This window comes from Sediminicola arcticus (genome assembly GCF_040566695.1).
In the GTDB taxonomy this organism is placed as follows: Bacteria; Bacteroidota; Bacteroidia; order Flavobacteriales; family Flavobacteriaceae; genus Sediminicola; species Sediminicola arcticus.
In genome coordinates, this window is record NZ_JBEXAE010000005.1 from 123437 (window position 1) to 144197 (window position 20761).

Annotated in this window: 17 protein-coding genes and 1 tRNA gene; 14 read left to right on the forward strand and 4 right to left on the reverse strand. The window is 37.8% G+C overall.

The window, feature by feature from the left end:
• The first annotated feature begins 129 nt into the window (after nt 1–129).
• From dnaE to ABXZ36_RS11525, 7 genes are all read left to right on the forward strand, one after another.
• Nucleotides 130–4515 (forward strand): DNA polymerase III subunit alpha, encoded by a 4386-nt coding sequence (gene dnaE / locus ABXZ36_RS11495; RefSeq protein ID WP_354615776.1) that lies wholly within the window; start codon nt 130–132, stop codon nt 4513–4515.
• A 123-nt stretch (nt 4516–4638) separates the two neighbouring features.
• A complete protein-coding gene (gene trxA, locus ABXZ36_RS11500) occupies nt 4639–4956 on the forward strand; it encodes a thioredoxin (RefSeq protein WP_354615778.1) in 318 nt (105 codons plus the stop codon).
• Between the two features lie 123 nt (nt 4957–5079).
• Nucleotides 5080–6009: a DUF58 domain-containing protein gene (locus ABXZ36_RS11505; protein ID WP_354615780.1), complete on the forward strand. Its 930-nt coding sequence runs from the start codon at nt 5080–5082 to the stop codon at nt 6007–6009.
• Nucleotides 6010–6083: 74 nt separating this feature from the next.
• Nucleotides 6084–6157, forward strand: a tRNA-Asp gene (locus tag ABXZ36_RS11510).
• Between the two features lie 417 nt (nt 6158–6574).
• The gene (locus ABXZ36_RS11515; protein WP_354615782.1) at nt 6575–6877 is read left to right on the forward strand and encodes a hypothetical protein; all 303 of its coding nucleotides are present in this window, start codon (nt 6575–6577) and stop codon (nt 6875–6877) included.
• 221 nt (nt 6878–7098) lie between these two features.
• Nucleotides 7099–7269, forward strand: coding sequence for a DUF6747 family protein (locus tag ABXZ36_RS11520; RefSeq protein ID WP_354615784.1), 171 nt, complete (start codon nt 7099–7101; stop codon nt 7267–7269).
• 197 nt (nt 7270–7466) lie between these two features.
• Nucleotides 7467–7982: a hypothetical protein gene (locus ABXZ36_RS11525; protein ID WP_354615786.1), complete on the forward strand. Its 516-nt coding sequence runs from the start codon at nt 7467–7469 to the stop codon at nt 7980–7982.
• Between the two features lie 122 nt (nt 7983–8104).
• On the opposite strand, the gene ABXZ36_RS11530 is transcribed toward ABXZ36_RS11525, so the two are convergent.
• Nucleotides 8105–9055: a hypothetical protein gene (locus ABXZ36_RS11530; RefSeq protein WP_354615788.1), complete on the reverse strand. Its 951-nt coding sequence runs from the start codon at nt 9053–9055 to the stop codon at nt 8105–8107.
• A gap of 355 nt (nt 9056–9410) precedes the next feature.
• Between ABXZ36_RS11530 and ABXZ36_RS11535 the strand changes: the two genes are divergently transcribed.
• The 4 genes from ABXZ36_RS11535 (at nt 9411) to ABXZ36_RS11550 (ending at nt 13732) form a co-directional block, all read left to right on the forward strand.
• Nucleotides 9411–9785 (forward strand): hypothetical protein, encoded by a 375-nt coding sequence (locus tag ABXZ36_RS11535; protein ID WP_354615790.1) that lies wholly within the window; start codon nt 9411–9413, stop codon nt 9783–9785.
• A gap of 149 nt (nt 9786–9934) precedes the next feature.
• Complete coding sequence (locus tag ABXZ36_RS11540; protein WP_354615791.1) at nt 9935–10444, forward strand: hypothetical protein; 510 nt, start codon at nt 9935–9937, stop codon at nt 10442–10444.
• Between the two features lie 85 nt (nt 10445–10529).
• On the forward strand, nt 10530–11795 hold the full coding sequence (gene nhaD, locus ABXZ36_RS11545) for a sodium:proton antiporter NhaD (RefSeq protein WP_354615792.1): 1266 nt from the start codon (nt 10530–10532) through the stop codon (nt 11793–11795).
• Entirely contained in the window at nt 11738–13732 is a 1995-nt protein-coding gene (locus ABXZ36_RS11550; RefSeq protein WP_354615794.1) for a KUP/HAK/KT family potassium transporter, read from the forward strand. The genes nhaD and ABXZ36_RS11550 overlap by 58 nt, the downstream gene beginning before the upstream one ends.
• 57 nt (nt 13733–13789) lie before the next feature.
• On the opposite strand, the gene ABXZ36_RS11555 is transcribed toward ABXZ36_RS11550, so the two are convergent.
• Both ABXZ36_RS11555 and ABXZ36_RS11560 read right to left on the reverse strand, forming a co-directional pair.
• Nucleotides 13790–14869 carry a phosphotransferase enzyme family protein gene (locus ABXZ36_RS11555; RefSeq protein ID WP_354615796.1) on the reverse strand — a complete coding sequence of 360 codons (1080 nt, stop codon included), beginning with the start codon at nt 14867–14869 and terminating at the stop codon, nt 13790–13792.
• Nucleotides 14870–14874: 5 nt separating this feature from the next.
• Nucleotides 14875–15768 carry a nucleotidyltransferase family protein gene (locus tag ABXZ36_RS11560; protein WP_354615798.1) on the reverse strand — a complete coding sequence of 298 codons (894 nt, stop codon included), beginning with the start codon at nt 15766–15768 and terminating at the stop codon, nt 14875–14877.
• A gap of 124 nt (nt 15769–15892) precedes the next feature.
• Here ABXZ36_RS11560 and ABXZ36_RS11565 point away from each other — a divergent pair, with 124 nt between their 5' ends.
• From ABXZ36_RS11565 to ABXZ36_RS11575, 3 genes are all read left to right on the forward strand, one after another.
• Entirely contained in the window at nt 15893–17251 is a 1359-nt protein-coding gene (locus tag ABXZ36_RS11565; RefSeq protein ID WP_354615799.1) for a Gfo/Idh/MocA family protein, read from the forward strand.
• 91 nt (nt 17252–17342) lie between these two features.
• A complete protein-coding gene (gene hemN, locus ABXZ36_RS11570; protein ID WP_354615801.1) occupies nt 17343–18704 on the forward strand; it encodes an oxygen-independent coproporphyrinogen III oxidase in 1362 nt (453 codons plus the stop codon).
• Between the two features lie 30 nt (nt 18705–18734).
• Nucleotides 18735–19556 carry a universal stress protein gene (locus ABXZ36_RS11575; RefSeq protein WP_354615803.1) on the forward strand — a complete coding sequence of 274 codons (822 nt, stop codon included), beginning with the start codon at nt 18735–18737 and terminating at the stop codon, nt 19554–19556.
• A 462-nt stretch (nt 19557–20018) separates the two neighbouring features.
• Here the strand turns inward: ABXZ36_RS11575 and ABXZ36_RS11580 are convergent, their stop codons facing one another.
• A complete protein-coding gene (locus ABXZ36_RS11580) occupies nt 20019–20723 on the reverse strand; it encodes a sulfite exporter TauE/SafE family protein (RefSeq protein ID WP_354615805.1) in 705 nt (234 codons plus the stop codon).
• Nucleotides 20724–20761: the final 38 nt, after the last annotated feature.

Sequence of the window (20761 nt, forward strand, 5' to 3'; positions counted from 1 at the left end):
TAGTTAAAACCAGATGTACATCTGGTTTTTGTATTTCATGACGTTAATAACTCCTGATAAATCCTCTTTTGATCTATGTTGTATTTCCGTAGATTTACAACTTCAATTTCCATGAAATAAACCCGCACTATGTACCTTATTTTTGACACGGAAACCACCGGATTGCCCAAGCGATGGAACGCCCCAATTACCGATACGGATAACTGGCCACGGTGCATACAGATTGCTTGGCAATTACATGATGACATGGGAAACCTCATAGAGCGTCAGGATTATTTGGTACGCCCCGAGGGGTTCAATATTCCATATGATGCAGAGCAGATTCATGGGATATCTACAGAATTATCATTGGAAAGGGGAATCTCACTGGCGGAAGTGCTGGAGAAATTCAATATCGCTATGTCCAAAACAAAGTTTGTTGTTGGGCAGAATGTAGGTTTTGATCTTAATATCATGGGAGCAGAATTCCATAGACTACAAGTAGAAAACCCATTACAAGAACTGCCGGTCTTGGACACCTGTACGGAACATACGGCACAATTATGTCAAATACCTGGAGGTAGGGGAGGGAAATTTAAGTTGCCCACACTAACGGAACTTCACCAATATCTTTTTGGCGAGCCCTTTGGAGAGGCGCACAACGCTACTGCCGATGTGGAGGCAACTACCCGATGTTTCTTGGAGTTAGTTCGCAGACAAGAGTTTACGGTGGAGCAGTTGGATGTGCAGCCTGGGTATTTTAAAAATTTCTCTGAGGCTAATCCTAAGGAAATACGGCTGATAGGCCTAAAGCACATCAACCTCAAAAAGGCTTCTAAGAAAATCGCGAATCAATTGGGGCTCAATGAAACAGTTGAGATTTCAAAAGAAGAAATAAAAGAAAATATTGCGGTTCTTTCCGATACTGAGTTTGTGCATTTGCATAACCATTCACAATTTTCGGTCCTTCAATCTACCATTTCAATCGCAGATCTTGTTCGATCTGCAGCAAGTAATAATATGCCCGCTGTGGCCCTTACAGACCATGCCAACATGATGGGGGCCTTTCATTTTGTAAAGGAAGTAAAAGCCCAAAATGCAAAAGTAAAGGCTAAAAATGACGAAGCCTTGGAAAAAGGCGAACCAGCCCTAGAAAAGGAAATGAAGCCTATTTTAGGTTGCGAATTTTTTGTTTGTGAAGACCATAACAACAAGAATGTTAAGGATTACGGATACCAAATTGTGCTCTTAGCTAAAAATAAGAATGGGTACCACAACCTATCTAAAATGTCTTCTATAGCCTACACCGAAGGATTTTACTACGTGCCCCGTATCGATAAAAAGGTCATAGAACAGTACAAGGAGGATATCATTGTGTTAACGGGTAACCTCTATGGGGAAGTGCCCGCCAAAGTATTGAATGTTGGCGAGAACCAGGCAGAAGAAGCTTTGGTGTGGTGGAAAGAACAATTTGGCGATGACCTGTATATGGAAATTATGCGCCATGGCCAAGAAGATGAGGACCGGGTGAACCAAGTATTGGTGGAACTGGCCAAAAAACATCAGGTAAAAATGGTGGCTACCAATAATACCTATTATTGTGCCAAAGAAGATGCGGATGCCCACGATGTTCTGTTATGTGTAAAAGACGGAGAAAAGCAGGCGACCCCTATAGGTCGCGGGAGAGGCTATAGGTATGGACTCCCCAATCAAGAATACTATTTTAAGTCGTCTGATGAGATGAAGGAAATCTTCAAAGATCTTCCTGAGACCATCTTGAACATACAGGAAGTTGTCAATAAAATCGAATCTTATGAATTGGCAAGGGACGTCCTTTTGCCCAAGTTCAATATTCCAGAGGAATTTAAAGTGGCGGAGGACGTGACAGATGGAGGCAATAGGGGGGAAAATGCTTATTTGCGTCATATCACCTATGAAGGAGCCAAAAAAAGATATCCGGAACTAACGGATGTGATTCGGGAGCGGATAGATTTTGAGTTACAAACTATTGAGAATTCAGGGTATCCAGGGTATTTCTTGATTACTGAAGATTTTATACGTGAGGCACGGAACATGGATGTTTCTGTGGGTCCAGGTCGTGGATCTGCCGCAGGTTCCGTAGTAGCATACTGTCTTACCATAACCAATATAGATCCACTAAAATACGATCTTCTTTTTGAGCGTTTCTTAAATCCGGATAGGGTGTCTATGCCCGATATTGATATCGATTTTGATGACGAGGGTCGTGGGCGTGTTATGGATTATGTGATCAAAAAATATGGTGCTAATCAAGTGGCCCAGATCATCACCTATGGCACTATGGCGGCAAAATCCTCTATTCGTGATACCGCAAGGGTATTGGATTTGCCGTTGATGGATGCCGATAGGATTGCCAAGCTGATACCGACTATGTCTAAGTTGAGCAAGATATTTGAGGTAAGCGAGGCAGAATTGAAAAAAAGATTTAGGGCAGAGGAATTGGAGAAGGTGAATGAACTTCTCAATATTGCCAAAGGCGATGATTTGGAGGCACAGACCTTAAGAATGGCCCGTATTTTGGAAGGGTCTGTACGGAATACTGGAATCCATGCCTGTGGGGTGATCATTACCCCAGATGATATTACCAAGTTTGTTCCTGTGGCCACTGCCAAGGATTCAGATCTATATGTTACCCAATTTGATAACTCTGTGGTAGAAAGTGCTGGGTTGCTTAAGATGGATTTCTTGGGACTCAAAACCTTGACACTGATAAAGGATACTGTGAAAATTGTAAAGGCCAAACACGGGATTACGTTGGTGCCAGATGATTTTCCTTTGGATGACGAAAAGACTTATGAGCTTTTCCAAAGAGGAGATACGGTAGGAGTGTTTCAATATGAATCTGTTGGAATGCAGAAACATATGAAAGAGCTGAAGCCAACGGTTTTTGACGACCTTATTGCCATGAATGCCTTGTATAGACCGGGCCCAATGGAGTATATCCCCAGTTTTATTGCCCGTAAACACGGACGTGAGGAGATTACCTATGATTTGGCGGATATGGAGGAATACCTAAAGGAAACTTATGGTATTACCGTCTACCAAGAGCAGGTGATGTTGCTGTCACAAAAATTGGCCGGATTTTCCAAAGGTGATGCGGATGTGTTGCGAAAGGCAATGGGTAAAAAGATCTTTGCCCTTCTTGAAAAGTTAAAACCACAGTTTTTGGACGGTGGGGAAAAGAAAGGCCATCCAAGGGATGTTCTGGAGAAAATTTGGAAAGACTGGGAGGCATTTGCGTCCTATGCCTTTAATAAGAGTCACTCTACCTGTTATGCCTATATAGCGTATCAAACGGCCTATTTAAAGGCACATTACCCTGCGGAATATATGGCATCGGTACTATCCAACAACATGAACGATATTAAGCAGGTGACCTTCTTTATGGAGGAGTGTAAACGTATGGGCTTGGAAGTTTTAGGCCCAGATGTGAACGAGTCCTACTACAAGTTTGCGGTGAATGACCAAAATGCGGTGCGTTTTGGGATGGGAGCCATCAAAGGAGTGGGTCGTGGTGCCGTAGAAACCATAGTGGAGAACAGAAAGGAAGAAGGCAGGTTTAAGTCGGTCTTTGACCTTACCAAACGAATAGATTTACGGGCGGCCAATAAAAAAGCTTTTGAAAACCTTACACTGGCAGGTGGTTTCGATTCTTTTGGGGATACGCATAGAGCGCAGTATTTTCATGATGATGGGGATGGGATTACCTTTTTGGAAAAGGTCATTAAATATGGGGCTAAATTTCAAGAGAGTGAAAACTCTTCCCAGGTAAGTCTTTTTGGTGAGGCTAGTGAGGTACAGATTCCTGAGCCTGTGGTGCCACCATGTGAGGAATGGGGAACCATGGAAAAGTTGAGACAGGAAAAAGAGGTGGTCGGGATCTACATCTCTGGTCATCCCTTGGATGACTTTAAAACGGAAATGAATGCGTTTTGCAATGCCACCATTTCCAATGTACATCAGATGGAAACTTTTGTGGGAAGGGAACTTGCCCTAGCAGGGGTTATATCCGATGTTCAACATAGGGTTTCTAAAAACGGCAAGGGCTGGGCCTCTTTTATTTTGGAGGACTATACCGACACCTACGAGTTTCGAATATTTGGGGAGGAGTACCTAAAATATAGACACTTTTTAATAATCAATTCCTTTGCCTATTTTAAGTTGTTTGTGAAGGAGGGGTGGACCAACAGGGATACAGGAAAGAAAGGTGAACCACGGTTGCAGTACAATACCGTAATGATGCTTCAGGACGTGATGGAGGCCTATGCACGTAAGCTGACCATCAAACTAGATATAGGCCAATTAAAGGAACAACAGATCTATGAGTTAAAGGATACTTTGGTATCGCATCAGGGAAGCCATCCATTGAGTTTTGTGGTTTACGAAATGGAGGAGGAGATCAAGGTGAATTTAACCTGTAGAAAACAGAAAGTACAGATCTCTACGGAACTATTGCTGGAGCTGGAAGGAAAAGAAGTCCATTACAAGTTGAATTAATGCAATTTCGGTCATTATTTCATATAAACTTTACTTATATTACAATAGGTAAAACGAATATAACGTTAGTAAGGAAAGCGTTAATTAATTGACTAAATTTGCATAATTAAAAAATAAACAAACATGGCATTAGAAATAACAGATGCTACTTTTGATGAGGTAGTTTTAAAAAGTGATAAACCAGTTGTTGTAGATTTTTGGGCAGCATGGTGTGGACCTTGTAGAATGGTAGGTCCAATTATTGATGAGGTTAGTACTGAATATGAAGGAAAGGCTGTAGTTGGTAAGGTAGATGTTGACGCCAATCAAGAATTTGCTGCAAAATATGGGGTGCGTAATATTCCAACAGTTTTAGTTTTCAAGAACGGTGAAATCGTTAACAGACAAGTAGGAGTTTCTCCTAAGAAGGTATATACCGATGCTATTGATGCAGCACTATAGGTAACCCTTATAATATTAAAAAAGGCCTGACTTTTGTCAGGCCTTTTTTAATTAATACCTTTTCTTTTCAACTAAATTTTTTGGCCCAATGGATGTTTGTTATCTTAGGGTATCCATAACGCTATGAATCTTCAATCCGAAATAAACAACGCTTCTTTGTTCCAGAACCTGGAACTATTGGCCAACCAGGTGGTGGAAGGCTTTATAAGTGGTATCCATAAAAGCCCCTTCCACGGTTTCTCTGCTGAGTTTGCGGAACACAAAATCTACAACAATGGAGAAGGTACGAAGCATATAGATTGGAAATTATTCGCAAAAACAGATAAGCTGTATACCAAACGGTACGAAGAAGAGACCAATCTTAGGTGTCACATGATTTTGGACAACTCAGCTTCCATGTACTATCCCGAAGTCCAGAATTTGAGTGTTACTAATTTGAATAAGATTGGTTTTGGTGTTTTGGCCATTGCCGCCCTACTCAATATTCTGAAGCGACAAAGGGACGCAGTTGGTTTAAGCGTCTATTCAGATACCTACGAATATTATTTCCCAGAAAAAGGGAGTGAGCGTCATCACCAGATGCTTTTATCCAAACTCAATGATATTAGTGTGGAATCCAAACCTTCCAAGGGCACTGATACCTATACCTACCTACATCAGATAGCTGAAAAAATAAAGCGAAGGAGTCTCATATTTTTGTTTACTGATATGTTTCAAAACACCACAGATAATGATCAATTGTTTGATGCTTTACGACACTTAAAGTATAATAAACATGAAGTGGTATTGTTTCATCTGATGGATAGGGATAAGGAGTTTCATTTCAATTTTGAGAACACGCCCAAGCGTTTTGTAGATGTGGAAACGGGAGAACATATAGATCTTTATGCCGAAGGGATAAAGGAGGCTTATGAAAAGGAGGTGGGCGCTTATTTTGAAATGTTAAAGTTACGCTGTGCACAATATAAAATTAAATATGTGGAGGTGGATATACATGCTGATTTCTCGAGAGTTATGAACACTTACATGGTGGAGCGTCAAAAATTTCTATAACAAGGGCTATTTTTTAGGTGAAATTATTTGTGCAATTAAATAAGCGGTGTATATTTGCACTCGCTAAACGCCACGGTTCGGTAGTTCAGTTGGTTAGAATACCTGCCTGTCACGCAGGGGGTCGCGGGTTCGAGTCCCGTCCGGACCGCTAAAAGCCTTCAACGCAAGTTGAGGGCTTTTTTCATTTTGGCATATTTTTGTTTTGCTTCCTAGATATGGGTGGTGGGGTTCCCCCGAGGCTTCGGGGCCGTCCGGACCGCTAAAAGCCTTCAACCCAAGTTGAGAGCTTTTTTTATGGTGTTTTCTATCTTCATTAAAAAATAAAATATTTTATAAATAGGGGTCTATTATAACCTTAATTGGATTAAATAGTGAGCTTATATTTTCCTACACTTGTACTTTATCCCACATTAGTGTAGGTTAAACAGATATGTTTTGTAAGCGGAACAAACCAACTTAATTTTAATTAAAAATGTAACTTGTTGTATTGCTTTGTTTTAGAACTTGGCATTCCTTACTGTTGATTATACATTTAATAATGAATTGTAATTTCTAAAAAAAAGCAATGAAAAAAACTACGACCCTTTTGTGGATTGCCTTGGTGGTGGTTATTGCGGGCTTTGGTGTGGGAATATACGTTCAGGATTTAAAACACCAGGAAAGTACTGAGGCTGCTTGGAAGGCAAATAGGTTCAATATGGAACGGTTCTATAAAATACGCCAGTTTACAGGAAGAATTAATCAGACCAATTGGCAGACCATGAGAGATAGTATCGGAAGTCAATTGGATAGCTTCATGATTTTAAGGTTCAGAAAGGAAATGGACAGCCTTAATGCAAAGAGAGCATTAGATCCTAAATCCAAATAAACTACGACTGGTAACAACCTAAATACTTAATGCTCTTTAGTAGTGCTAATCATCCCAAAGTATTCTTTATAGGGAAAGGCATCTTCTTTAAACTACCAATTTAAAGGATAAATTTATCTCCTAATGTACTTTAGCTTACAAATTATTCCATTGAACAAAAAGTTCCAATTAAAGGAAACCCTCTGCCTACCTTTGTAGAAAAAACAAAAAACCCCATTAAAATGAAAACATTATTACTCGTAAAAAATATTTATTTAGACGGATTTAGAAATATTGGAAACGTATTCGTTAGGAACTATTTTAAAGTTTTTGCTATTTTTAGTTTTATAATGTTTGCAATAGTGATGTATGCCTTTGTCTTTAGGGTAATCACAGGTTTTGCCTTTGATTAGTATTGTATCGTAGGCATGCCATAAATTTTTTTTATTGGCCTCATAGTACATAAGAGGCTAAAAAGAAGGTAACAATCTATGTCAAAAGCTTATAATCTAGTCATGGACAACCTTTTCTTATTGTTTTGCAACAAAAATAGTGGAGCACCTAAGAAAGATTTTAGTTTTGTTTGGATACTATTTAAAAATTCAAATCCATGAAAAATAGAATCTTGGTATTCGTTTGCTTGTTTTTTGCCATTGGATCGTACGCACAAGAAGGTTTGAAAGCTGGGATTCAGGGCGGTATGCCTTTTGACGACTTTAATGATGACGTGTCACTCACCCTAGGTTTGGATGTAGGTTATATGTGGGCACTTGGAGAAGTTGTTGATGCCGGAATTACCATGGGCTTTATAAATGGCTTTCCAGAAACCTTCCATTCAGATATAGTCCGCGAAGATTTACCTCATGTTCAATTTGCACCCTTTGCGGCTTCTGTAAGAATATGGGCTGGGAATTCTTTTTCCTTTGGAGTAGATGGAGGGCAAGCAGTTGGCATAAATAAGGGTAATGATGGAGGCCTCTACTACAGGCCACAAATTGGATACCTTGTTGATTCTAATGCAGAATTGAACCTTTCCTATACCGCTATAGAATTGGATAGCAAAACATGGACCACCTTAAATATTGGCTTGCTTTATACGTTCACTTTGAACGGCAGAAGAAGGTAATAAGGCATAAAATTAACTCTAATCATCAATTACCTGAACAATAACAGACAAAGAATTATAAGTAGTATTTGATCTTTATGTAGTCTGAGATTAGAGTTGTAAACCTATAAATTCTCTCGGTATTATTTCAACAATTGTATTAAATATGCAATTGCTATACTTATTGCTAAACCAATATTTACTTTGGCAAAATCCTTAACGATTAAATGATAGGCCTTTTTTAATTTATCTTTTTGAAGTAAATAATTAATGGCAATTTCTCTTCCGGCTAGAATACCAATAAAGGTCCAGGTGGTACTCATTGGTACTGAATTCATATTTCCGTAGATATATAGTAAGAGCGCATAGCAGATATCAATTAAGGTAGCAGATCTTATATTTTGAGTATTTGCTTTCTGGTTGACAATTTCTTGTATCTTACCTCCCCTATTCTTAAAAATATAAGCCATTATAGCTAGTATAACCAATAAAGATCCCAAGAGTTCATAAATTCCCAATTGCCTAGGAAGAAATACATAAATGTTTGCAAAATCTTGTATTAGCCACTGAGACCATAAAAAAGCGGTAGAACACCATTGAGCGCCCATCCAAAATTTTTTCTGTTTTTTTTTGTCCATTTCTTCCAAAGAACTATTCGATTCAAATCGTTTGGCTATCACCAGATAGATCAGCAAAGCAGAAATAACGGCAAGGGCATAACCAAATACAGACTTGACTATCATCTTTTCAATGAGTGTTTGAGTTGAAAAGACACTCAAAATCATAAAAGTTGTACTCACAGGAATACCAAAACGTGTAATGATCAAAAGCGTCAAAGGCGCTAATAAATACCACCATTGAATTTTTTCTGGTAGCGGAATATTGGCCAAACGAGCATAGGAGACATCACCATCAAATGTGTACCAACCATAAATCATTGTCACCGCTAGAATTGTACCGGCAAATGCCCATAGGATTTGCCAACTCTTTTTATGGTTGGAGGATAAAAATGTCCCTAGGGTTTGTATTACATCATTGGCGATAACAGAATAAGCAGCAATCATGAAGCCTACATAGGCAATAACTTGTTCCATTGTAAAAGTATTCGTTATCTAAAGCTATTAAAATAAGAGATGATGATTTTTATAAAGGATCCTCTTGCTGAATTTTAGGGAGTCCTTTTTAGCGGGATCATTAGAGTCGTATTGGGTAAGATAACATTGCCATAATTATAATTACATTTTGGTGGGACGAATTTATTTCTTTTTTCAATATAAAGAGGAGAATGACACGCTTTTATTTAGAGAATAGTCCTAGAAGTAAGGTGGGCTTAAGTTTCTGAAGTTCAGACATATATTTATCATACGGTTACAGAATATTTTTTTATCAGAAATTATAGAGCGTATTAATTTAACATATACTTAACGTTTTAATATATACATTTACTTCGTGAAAAGAATGAAACATTTTGGCTTTTTTAGCCTTCTGATTTTGATGTTTTTTTGGGGTATAGGTAATGCAGTTTATGCATCATCATCTACTTCTATTCCCTTGAGTTCACATTTGAGTAATGATATAAAGTTGAAAAAACTTCTCAATAAAGAGGGAGTCGTTTTTACTTTTCAACAACAAGAATTTGAAACGGTTCTGCAGCTTTCAGTCCTTGATAAAATAAATACACAGTTTTGGCTGACTTCAAAAAGGATAGCACCTGTTCTTTGTAGTCTTAAAGGTTCCGAAATTCAATATATTATTTATTCCAATACCATAGAACCTGGGTTGGACACGTTGACCATGATTTTTCCCTTTCATACTTATATTTAAAATTGTTTGGTAAAACAAGTCTGATTTAGAGGAACCGTGCTGTTTCTCTCAGTCTAAGTCGCACCTATAATTTGTCCTTCATTGGGCTATTTTTGAGTGCACCTTCAACAAAATATCAAACATTTATTTCAACATTTAAATATTGAGTCATGGATTTAGAATTAGTAATTATATCATTAATACTTGTAGCAAGTGTTTTCGTACCGTTTTTTATTATTGATTTTTCTGGTAAAAGTGGAATCAAACAAATGAGGAACTTGTTTAAATTAGAACAGGTCAAGTATAATTTGAAAGTGACCGAGCAAGAAAATTGGGGTAATACTTTTATTGGCATTGACAGAGTACAGAAAAAAATGCTTTTCATGAAGTTTTTAGAAGCAGAGCCCACAATTCATCTAATAGATTTAGGTAAAATCCAATCTTGTGAAATTGAAAGTAAAGTGGAAATTATTAAAACAAAAATTAAAAAAGATAGCATTTTACAACAACTAAATCTAAAAATCACCTCTCCTGGTACCAATAGCTTTGAAGGTATTCTTAACTTTTACGATGCAGAAGGTATCTATGGGGAAGATTTTGAAATGGCAAGAGCTGAAAAATGGAAAACGATCGTTAAAGAGCATATGAGTACCATGTCCGCTGGTAAGAAGGCAGCATAACTTAATAAACCAAATAAAATTGTAATCTAATGAATGTAAAATTGAATAACTGGACAGGTATTAGTAAACTCTCGTGCAAGTAACTATGGAAATAACTATTGTAGTTTTCGTTATTGGTTATCTATTAATTGCTATGGAGCATGTTGTAAAGCTAGATAAGGCGGCAACAGCTCTTTTTACTGGGGTTTTGTTGTGGGTGCTTTTGGTTTTTAACCAAACAGAACTTAGTGAGACATTAGTTCAACTCAAGGAACATTTCGAGGAGATTTCTGAAATCTTGTTTTTCCTTTTGGGTGCCATGACCATTGTAGAGCTTATAGACTCCCACGACGGTTTTAAGGTCATTCATAAAGTGATAAAGACAACCAACAAGAAAAAGTTATTATGGATCTTAACTATTTTAACCTTCTTTCTTTCTGCGGTATTGGATAACCTGACCACAACAATTGTCATGATTGCTCTATTGAAAAAGTTTATGGATAGTAAAAATGATCTCTGGTATTTTGCTGGGTTTATTGTGATAGCGGCAAATGCTGGCGGGGCATGGTCTCCAATAGGGGATGTGACCACTATAATGTTATGGAACGGAGGGCAAGTCTCTACTCACTCTATCCTTACAGAGGTCTTCTGGCCTAGCGTTGCCTGCTTGTTAGTGCCACTAATTTTAGTCTCCTTTTTTCTTAAGGGAAAAGTGCAAAGTGTGGTTTTGGAACAGAAACCAAGTCATCAACAGATTGGGAATGGAGAAAGCATGTTTGTACTTATTTTAGGGGTACTTTCTTTATTGTTTGTACCTGTGTTTAAGACAATTACGCACCTACCGCCATTTATGGGCATGTTATTCAGTTTGGGAGTGCTTTGGATAGCCACAGAAATTATACATAGGAAGAAGCCTTTTGAAATTAAGCATCACTTTTCGGTTGCAAATACTATCAGGCGTATAGATACGCCCAGTATATTGTTCTTCATGGGTATCTTACTTGCTGTAGCAGCGATGCAGACCAATGGGGTACTCGGTGCCGTAGGAAATTCACTGGACAGTTCATTTGATAATTACTATATTGTAAATATTCTTTTAGGTCTATTGTCTTCTGTGGTAGATAACGTACCATTAGTGGCCGGGGCTATGGGGATGTATACCATGGAACGTTACCCTCAGGATCATGAATTTTGGAATTTTTTAGCCTATTGTGCAGGTACTGGCGGTAGTGCTTTGATTATTGGTTCAGCAGCAGGAGTTGCAGCTATGGGAATTTTAAAGATAGATTTTATTTGGTATCTTAAACGCATAACATGGTTGGCCCTTCTCGGTTATTTTTCTGGGATAGTGGTCTTTATCTTAATGAATTAATGAAAGCATCCGATCATAAAGTATCCCTAGCCTCACTATTGATGACGCTAGGGATAGTTTTTGGGGATATTGGCACCTCTCCCTTATACGTTTTTACAGCCATAACACAAGGTAAAAACTTTGACGAACTACTGGTTTTGGGGAGTCTTTCTTGTGTGTTTTGGACACTGATGCTGTTGGCAACAGTTAAATATATTTATCTGGCACTTAATGCAGATAATCATGGGGAAGGGGGGATTTTTGCTCTTTATGCGCTTTTGCGAAAAACAAAATCGAAATGGATCATCTATCCCGCCCTAATCGGGTGTGCTACTTTGATCAGCGATGGCTTTATAACCCCAGCCATATCTATATCATCGGCAGTAGAAGGTGTTTCAATACTCTATAGCGATATTCCTACATTGCCCATTGTATGTGTCATTATTATAGGTCTCTTCTTAATACAACAGTTCGGCACTAAAAAAATAGGAGGACTATTTGGACCAGTGATGTTGCTTTGGTTTTTGACTTTAGGATTTTTAGGTGTTAGGCAATTGATACAAAATCCGGAAGTGCTTAAGGCTATTAATCCTATGTATGCATTAACCTTCTTGATCAATTATCCAGAAGCACTATGGATATTGGGTGCAGTCTTCTTATGTACCACAGGAGCAGAAGCGCTTTACTCTGATTTAGGGCATTGTGGAAAAAGGAATATACGGCTGACCTGGATTTTTGTTTTATCTATGTTGTTATTAAATTATTTTGGTCAAGCGGCATATTGTCTCTCCTTGCCAAAAGGGGAGCAGTTAGATTCTGTTTTTTATGCCACCGTTCCTCAGGGCTGGTTGCCCTATGTGATTGGGATTGCAACGGTGTCCACTATTGTGGCGAGCCAGGCTTTAATCACCGGTATTTTTACCTTGGTGAATGAGGCTATCAAGCTAAAATTATGGACGAACTTAAAAGTAAAGTACCCTTCAGATCATAAAGGGCAGATCTACATCCCTTTTATCAATTACTTTTTATTGGTAGGATGTTTGTTAGTCGTATTTATTTTCAAAAGATCATCTAACATGGAATCGGCCTACGGATTGGCTATTACGATAGACATGCTAATGACTAGCTTGTTGTTGGGATATTTATTATTGATCAGGGCAAAAAAAGGTGAAATCATAATTACGCTCTTATTCTCCTTGTTCCTACTAGTGGAAACCACATTTTTAATTTCGAACTTAAACAAGATTATACATGGAGGTTGGTTCACCTTGTTGTTAGCCTTATTCCTTTTCACCTTATTGCTATTTTACCGTTTTGCAAGGCAATTACGTAGTAGAGTTGCGGAATACCAAAAACTGGAAGAAGTTACCCCTTTGTTGACGGACGTAATGAATAATGATAAATTGCCTTATTTGGCGACTAATCTTGTATTGCCTACAAGGTCTTCTAGGGTGAACTTTATTGACATGACCATTGTGCATTCTTTGTTCTATCTCCAGCCCAAGAAGGCAGAAGTATATTGGTTTTTACATTTGCATATTACAGACGTACCATACGGTATTGCATATACGGTGACTACTATAATTCCACAAAAATGTTTTTTCATTAAATTAAATATAGGCTTTAAAGAACGCCATTTGTTAGATTATAAAATGAAAAATATACATGCCGATTTGGTTAAATCTGGTGAGGTTTCTGGGCATAATATTTTTTATCAGGATCCGAACTTGCAGGTCCCTCCTGATTTTAAGTACATATTGATCAATTCAAGGGTTGCTTCAGATAACCGACTCACCGTGCTGGAAGCCTTTAGCGTTCGTATTTATCGCTTTTTAAAATCTATGGGCCTTACTGCCATAGAAGATTTTGGATTGGATGAAACCAATACCATTGAAGAAAAAATACCCATCAATGTGGCAAAAAGGGACAATTTGCATATAACAAGGATTGAATCTTAATATTAAAACACTTGATAGAAAAAATAGAATCCTAAAATTTAATTGAAGGCTTTTGTTTTAATTACCACTTGCTTGTAGTTTTTTAGTAACCATCGCCTCAATATAATGTATTTGTAATAGTGCTTTTTTGCTAAAATCCAATAAACTAAGACTTCTGTCTAAGTTTTGATCTACATAGGAAACTTTGTAGTAGGTATCGTTGTTTAGGTAATCTGTCAGGGCTCTTAATCCATGGATAAAGGGCATGAAGACAACGCCCAAAGGAAGTGATTTCAGTTCTGGTGGAGTAAGGAAATTAGAAGTGGTTTTAAGTCCATCCAAGAGGGATTCGAACATGATTTTATCAAATGTGATTTTGTCGTGGTTTTTTTCATCCTCTTTCCCCGTATTCGCAATGGTACGTACCAAATCTCCAAAATCATAATAAAAATAGCCCTTCATGATCGTATCTAAGTCAATAAAGCACAACGCTTGGTTGGTTTTTTTGGAGAATAGAATATTATTTAATTTGGTATCGTTATGACAGATTCGCGAAGGCAATTTAAGACTAGATAGTTCCGAAAGCTGCGGAAATATAAAAGTTACAAATTCAATTGCAACAATTGCTTTATGGAGTCTTTCTTGGCTTGCATTATTCATTGCTTCTTGGAACTGTACTTTTCGCAATTTCAAATCGTGGAATTGGGGAATGGTATCCACAAATTGGTCTGAAGTAGCATTTTGTAACAAAGAATGGAACTTACCCAAAATCTTTCCCGCTTCATGTGCCACTTTGGTATTTAGGGCTATGTCATAAGCAATACTGTTAGGAACATACCTTATAAGCCTCCAATAGTCCTGATGTTTTAATTCGCAAAAAAGTTCGCCGGTTTTTGTTGGGACCAAAGCTACAGTGCTATACTCTTTATCTTTTAGATAAGATAGGGTATTGGACATATTGCTCATTACCGCAGGCACATTGGAAAAAACTACGCTATTGATTCGTTGAAGTATATATAGGGGCTGCCCGTGTTCTAAAACCAGGAAGGTGTCGTTTATATAGCCTTGATTTATTTTACTAAAGGTATAATTGCCTTGGTCAACAGAAAAGGTATTTAATAAATTTTGGAGATCCTTATTTTCATGAATAGTATTCATGTTCTTTAATTTAATTTGTCCCAAAGAGGGGATGGATATATAGTATTTTTGGTCATCTCCGTCAATTCCTTTACCGCCAGCTCTCGGTCATTAGCATAGGTAACCCCAAACCATTTTCCACCTGAAGGCAATACGGTAACAGAGACTTTCTTTTTTGCTATTAACTCTTGGATCACTGCGGGAAGGTAGACTTCACTGTTTTTTACTAATTCTTTATCTCTAAGAAATTGAGAAAAATATACTTCAATCTCAGAAAAGAGCATAGGCTGACATACCCAAAAATTCATACTCACTTTTTCTTCTCCACTGAAATACTCCCCAGAATCTAAGTCGGTTATTTCTCCTTTTTCGTATATAATCTTTAGTCGCTCTTGTAAATCTAAGAGGTTAGAATGTATTACGCTACAGATGCCCCTGGAAACAGATCCATTGGGGGAAAGCGTCTCTTTAAGGGTGTAACCCACCATAGCAAATACGGTGGTGCTTGTTGAGTTTTTTATAAATGAGGCCGCATGGTAAAATGCATCCCTACCGTAATAATCATCGGCATTCAATACCACAAAAGGGTTGGCAATATGTTGTCTGGCTGTCCAAACAGCATGGGCGGTACCCCAGGGTTTAAGTCGTTCTTCTAAAATTTTTATTTCCCGGGGAAGCTCCTCTAATTCTTGTGAAAGGACATCTAATTTTAAGTTTTTTGGTATGCGTGTCTCTAAATGTACCTTAAGAAACTCAACATGGTCCCGTTGGGTGATGATAACAATATGATTAAAACCTGCCTCAATAGCATCGAATATACTAAACTCCATCAGGAATTCTTCTTTAGGGCCCAAACTGTCAAATTGTTTCAGTTTTCCGTAGCGGCTGCCTTTTCCAGCAGCCATTAATAACAGTGTCATCTTTTTTTGCATCAGAAGTAAAAATAAGATTTTTGAGAGGAACTCCATTTTAAAAAAGAAGAGGCTTCATATATTATCTCAAAATGTCTAATTTAAACCACCAATAACCAACTTATTTTAACAGATGACCACAAGAAGAAAGTTTATTAAGAAAACGAGTGCGTTAGGAGCAGGAATACTGGTGACACCAGCCATATCTTCCACTATTTTTGGAAATTTTGAATCCCAAAAGTTAAATATTGGTCTTATTGGCGTAGGGGAGCGGGGAAATAACCATCTAAGTAATTTGCTTTTGCGCAAGGATGTAAATGTAACGGCTATTTGCGACATTGATTCGAGTAGGGTTGAAGAAGCGAAGGACAAGATGACTAAGGCAGGTAAAAAAGCACCTAAAATATTCGGGAGCAATGACTATGATTATCGAAACCTCTTGGAATTAAAAGAGGTAGATGCCGTTATCATCGCCACCCCATGGCTTTGGCATACCAGAATGGCGGTAGATGCCATGGAAGCGAAGATATATGCTGGAGTTGAGGTATCTGCAGCAAATACTTTGGAGGAATGTTGGGATTTGGTAAATACTCACGAGCGTACAGGTACGCATATGATGATTTTGGAAAATGTCAATTACCGAAGGGACGTAATGGCCATTCTTAATATGGTCCGCCAAAACGTATTTGGTGAACTTGTACATTTTAGATGTGGGTATCAACACGATTTAAGGGAAGTTAAATTTAATAATGGGAAGCAACCTTATGGAGGGGGAGTTGAGTTTGGGGAAAAGGGATATTCCGAAGCCCGCTGGAGAACAGAACACTCGGTAAAGCGAAATGCCGATGTGTATCCCACCCACGGGGTTGGCCCTATTGCGGTCATGGCCGATATCAACAGGGGGAATAGGTTTGTTTCCATGACGTCAAGCGCAAGCAAGGGCATAGGACTGCACAACCATATTATAAAACAAGCAGGGCAGGACCATCCAAATGCTAAAATAAAATTTAAACAAGGTGATGTCATTACCTCTACTATAGAGACTGCCAATGCGGAAACTATTATTGTAACTCATGATTGTAACCTGCCAAGACCGTACTCGTTAGGGTTTAGGGTACAAGGTGCAAACGGACTCTGGGAGGTTGATGGTAATAGAATATATATAGAAGGAAAATCGGAGCCCCATAGATGGGATGTTGCCGATGATTGGCTTAAGGAATACGATCACCCCCTTTGGAAAAAATATGGGGAATATGCGGAAGGATCTGGACATGGGGGAATGGATTTCTTTGTGCTGAACTCCTTTGTTGAATCTGCGAAACTCAATACTGCGCCACCACTGGATGCATATGATGCCGCGGCTTGGAGTGCCATAACCCCTTTGTCAGAGGTGTCCATAGAAAACAATGGGGAGCCCCAAAACTTCCCTGATTTTACAAGAGGGTTATGGATGAAACGCCCGCCATATAATTGGATAAAGGAGACCTTTTAGAGGTATGGGAATACATCTATCTTAAACATGATAGATGTCATATATTCTTTTCCGTAGGGCATTTACTTTTGAAACTATCAAAGTGCCATAAATGTCAACATTAGTTCAAAAGTACAATATTGCTGGTCCTAGATATACTAGTTACCCTACGGTTCCTTATTGGGATCTGGAATCTTTTTCAGGAAAAGCATGGCGGCAGACCATAATTCAAAGCTTTAAAGAAAGCAATACTACCGAGGGCATAAGCCTATATATTCATTTGCCCTTTTGTGAACAGATGTGCACCTTTTGTGGTTGCCATAAGCGCATTACAAAATGTCATGATAAAGAAGGGCCGTACATAAATGCGGTGCTTAAAGAATGGAGGCTCTACTGTGATTTGTTTTCTTACAGACCTAGGATCAAAGAATTGCATTTGGGAGGGGGTACACCTACTTTTTTTTCTCCAGAAAATCTAAGGATGTTGATTGATGGTATTTTTAATAGTGCGGAAAAGGCCGAAGGTTCTGAATTCAGTTTTGAAGGTCACCCTAAAAATACGACTAAGGATCATCTCAAGACTTTGTTTGATCTTGGTTTTAGAAGGGTGAGTTTTGGGGTTCAGGATTATAATGAAATGGTACAAAAGGCTATTAACAGGATTCAGCCTTTCGAAAATGTAAAGCGAGTAACAGAGTACGCTCGGGACATTGGATATACCTCTGTGGGGCATGACATTATTTTCGGATTGCCTTTTCAGACCTTAACGCATGTAGAACAGACTATTTTAAAGACTAAAGAACTGATGCCCGATCGCTTGGCATTCTACAGCTATGCTCATGTACCTTGGTTGAAGGATAATGGCCAGCGTGGCTATTTAGATGCTGATCTGCCCTCAGGGGATGAAAAGCGTGATCAATATGAAATGGGAAAGCGTACACTCGCAAAAGTGGGGTATAAAGAAATAGGGATGGATCATTTTGCCTTGCCATCTGACAACCTTTTTAATTCTATGGAATCTTCAACTTTACACAGAAATTTTATGGGTTATACGGCATCCAAAACCCAGTTGACGCCGGGTCTGGGTGTGTCTAGTATCAGTGATAGTTGGTACGCATTTGTCCAAAATGTAAAAGGCTTGGAAGAGTATTACCACCTTATTGAGAATAATATTATCCCTATCTATCGAGGTCACATTTTAACGGAGGCAGATCAAATAATAAGACAACATATCCTAAATTTAATGTGTCGCTTTGAAACCACTTGGTATACTCAGGAGGAATATTTTCCAGAACTTATGGATGTGTTAGAACGGTTAGGAGAAATGGAATCAGATAGGTTAGTGGAGATTTCTAATAACGTTTTAAAAGTAACAGCAAAAGGCAGACCTTTCATTAGAAATATATGTATGGCCTTTGATGTATTGTTACACAAAAAAGCTCCCGATACACGTTTGTTTTCATTGACTATTTAATAACAAAGATAAATCTGAAAATAAGAAATTATGAAAAAAATAATTGTACCTGTTGATTTTTCTGAACAATCTGAGTATGCACTAAAAGTAGCTGTATCCATTGCTAAAAAGTATGGTTCTGAAATTTTTGCAGTTCATATGTTGGAACTTTCTACAGCAATTATATCCACTTCGGAAGGATTGCAGCAAGATCAGATGCTATTTTTAATTAAACTTTCTGAAAAGAGATTTAGGGAATTTTTGGATAAACCCTATCTTCAAAATATTAAAGTAACCCCCATAATTAAGCACTTTAAAGTGTTCAGTGAACTAAATGAGGTCGCTGAAAAGCATCAAGCTGATTTGGTAGTCATGGGCTCCCATGGTTCCGATGGTTTGAAAGAGATATTCATTGGTTCAAATGCAGAAAAAGTGGTAAGAAACTCTGATGTCCCTGTATTGGTGATTAAAGATGAGATAGAGGACTTTAAAATAGATCATTTTGTTTTTGCATGTGATTTTAAAGAGGATAATCTGCTAGCCTTGCATAAGGCTAAGGATTTTGCTAAGAAATTGTCAGCTGAGCTTCATTTGGTTTATATAAATACCCCAGGAGATGATTTTTTAAGTACTTCGGATATCTATGCAAGGGTTACACAGTTCTTGGCCAAGGCTAAAGTGGGTAAGGAAGTGGAGATCTATAACGATTATACCGTGGAAAAGGGAATATTGAATTACAGTAAGGATATTAATGCTGATATTTTAGGTATCCCAACGCATGGACGAAAAGGGCTTACCCACTTCTTTATGGGTAGTATTGGAGAGGATGTAGCCAATCATTCTAAAATACCTGTGGTTACCTTTAAACTTTAAAAGCTGATAAAAAGTTCTAATTTGGAAGCATTTTATGGGTATATTCATTAGAATTATAACGAACCGATCGCAAACCTTGATGATGCCAATACCTGACCCTAAACTTTGTATATGCCAGTTATTGTATAATCTTTGGTTGAGGGCCTAACTAATTCCATTTTTAAAGTCAACCATGCTATAATTAGGTCGATTTTTCATTTCGCATAGGTTCAAACTAATATAAATTACTTTGAAGCATTTTTGTATATAATTCTTCGTTCACCAAAACCTTACATTTAAATGCGGAAATTTCAGCATGTATTTATTATCCTTTTTTCCTACAATGGATACTGGAGTCGATTTGTTTTTCATAACTATGACTTTTTTAGGTTATAAAAAATTAGAATTTTCAATAGTGCTAAAATTTTTAAGTTTTTTAAATAGAACTTCCCTGACATAGATCAGGGAAGTTCTATTTAATGATTAATCAAGACAATCAATGTTACTGGTGATCAATTCTATAACCGGCTCTGGAGAAATATAGGGTATGCCCAGTCCTAATCCTCTAAGTATAAATAGTAAACCAATTACAATTACAAATACTGGGATTAATTTATGTATTCTTTCGCGGGACCTACCTTTTAAAATTCCAGTAAAATAAATAGCAGTGGTCATTAACGGGATGGTGCCCAGACCAAATAAAATCATATATAGTGAACCATTCCATGGATTTCCCATGGCAATGGATGCAAAAAGTGCCATGTACACCAAGCCACAAGGAAGGAATCCATTTAAAAAACCAATGGTCAAAAACGTATCTGGAGATTTTTTTTGGAGCTCTTTTCCTAACCGATTTTTTACTTTTGAAAGCACTTTGAATAAGGGTTTGGACAAATTGTATTTTTGAAAGGTTTTATAGGGAAGGAGTACAACAAGAATCATGAGGACGCCAATAAATATTGATAGTTTTTGTTGCATACCAAAAACATAAAGTCCCTTGCCCAAAAATCCAAAAATCAATCCAATGGTTCCATAGGCCAAGATTCTTCCCAAATGGTAGATGAAGATTTGGGAGAATTTCTTATAGGAATTGTTTCTATCCACTGGCAATAGAAAGGCAATGGGCCCACACATTCCAACACAGTGCAAGCTGCCCAAAAGTCCCAATATGATAGCGGATAAAAGCATTTAATTCAATGGATTGTAAATATTCAGTAAGATTAAAT

What these genes read in the sequence shown, in the direction of transcription:
- dnaE (WP_354615776.1), top strand. Translation starts at nt 130, where the DNA reads ATGTACCTTATTTTTGACACGGAAACCACCGGATTGCCCAAGCGATGG.
- trxA (WP_354615778.1), top strand. Translation starts at nt 4,639, where the DNA reads ATGGCATTAGAAATAACAGATGCTACTTTTGATGAGGTAGTTTTAAAA.
- ABXZ36_RS11505 (WP_354615780.1), top strand. Translation starts at nt 5,080, where the DNA reads ATGAATCTTCAATCCGAAATAAACAACGCTTCTTTGTTCCAGAACCTG.
- ABXZ36_RS11515 (WP_354615782.1), top strand. Translation starts at nt 6,575, where the DNA reads ATGAAAAAAACTACGACCCTTTTGTGGATTGCCTTGGTGGTGGTTATT.
- ABXZ36_RS11520 (WP_354615784.1), top strand. Translation starts at nt 7,099, where the DNA reads ATGAAAACATTATTACTCGTAAAAAATATTTATTTAGACGGATTTAGA.
- ABXZ36_RS11525 (WP_354615786.1), top strand. Translation starts at nt 7,467, where the DNA reads ATGAAAAATAGAATCTTGGTATTCGTTTGCTTGTTTTTTGCCATTGGA.
- ABXZ36_RS11530 (WP_354615788.1), bottom strand. Translation starts at nt 9,055, where the DNA reads ATGGAACAAGTTATTGCCTATGTAGGCTTCATGATTGCTGCTTATTCT.
- ABXZ36_RS11540 (WP_354615791.1), top strand. Translation starts at nt 9,935, where the DNA reads ATGGATTTAGAATTAGTAATTATATCATTAATACTTGTAGCAAGTGTT.
- nhaD (WP_354615792.1), top strand. Translation starts at nt 10,530, where the DNA reads ATGGAAATAACTATTGTAGTTTTCGTTATTGGTTATCTATTAATTGCT.
- ABXZ36_RS11550 (WP_354615794.1), top strand. Translation starts at nt 11,738, where the DNA reads ATGGTTGGCCCTTCTCGGTTATTTTTCTGGGATAGTGGTCTTTATCTT.
- ABXZ36_RS11555 (WP_354615796.1), bottom strand. Translation starts at nt 14,869, where the DNA reads ATGAATACTATTCATGAAAATAAGGATCTCCAAAATTTATTAAATACC.
- ABXZ36_RS11560 (WP_354615798.1), bottom strand. Translation starts at nt 15,768, where the DNA reads ATGACACTGTTATTAATGGCTGCTGGAAAAGGCAGCCGCTACGGAAAA.
- ABXZ36_RS11565 (WP_354615799.1), top strand. Translation starts at nt 15,893, where the DNA reads ATGACCACAAGAAGAAAGTTTATTAAGAAAACGAGTGCGTTAGGAGCA.
- hemN (WP_354615801.1), top strand. Translation starts at nt 17,343, where the DNA reads ATGTCAACATTAGTTCAAAAGTACAATATTGCTGGTCCTAGATATACT.
- ABXZ36_RS11575 (WP_354615803.1), top strand. Translation starts at nt 18,735, where the DNA reads ATGAAAAAAATAATTGTACCTGTTGATTTTTCTGAACAATCTGAGTAT.
- ABXZ36_RS11580 (WP_354615805.1), bottom strand. Translation starts at nt 20,723, where the DNA reads ATGCTTTTATCCGCTATCATATTGGGACTTTTGGGCAGCTTGCACTGT.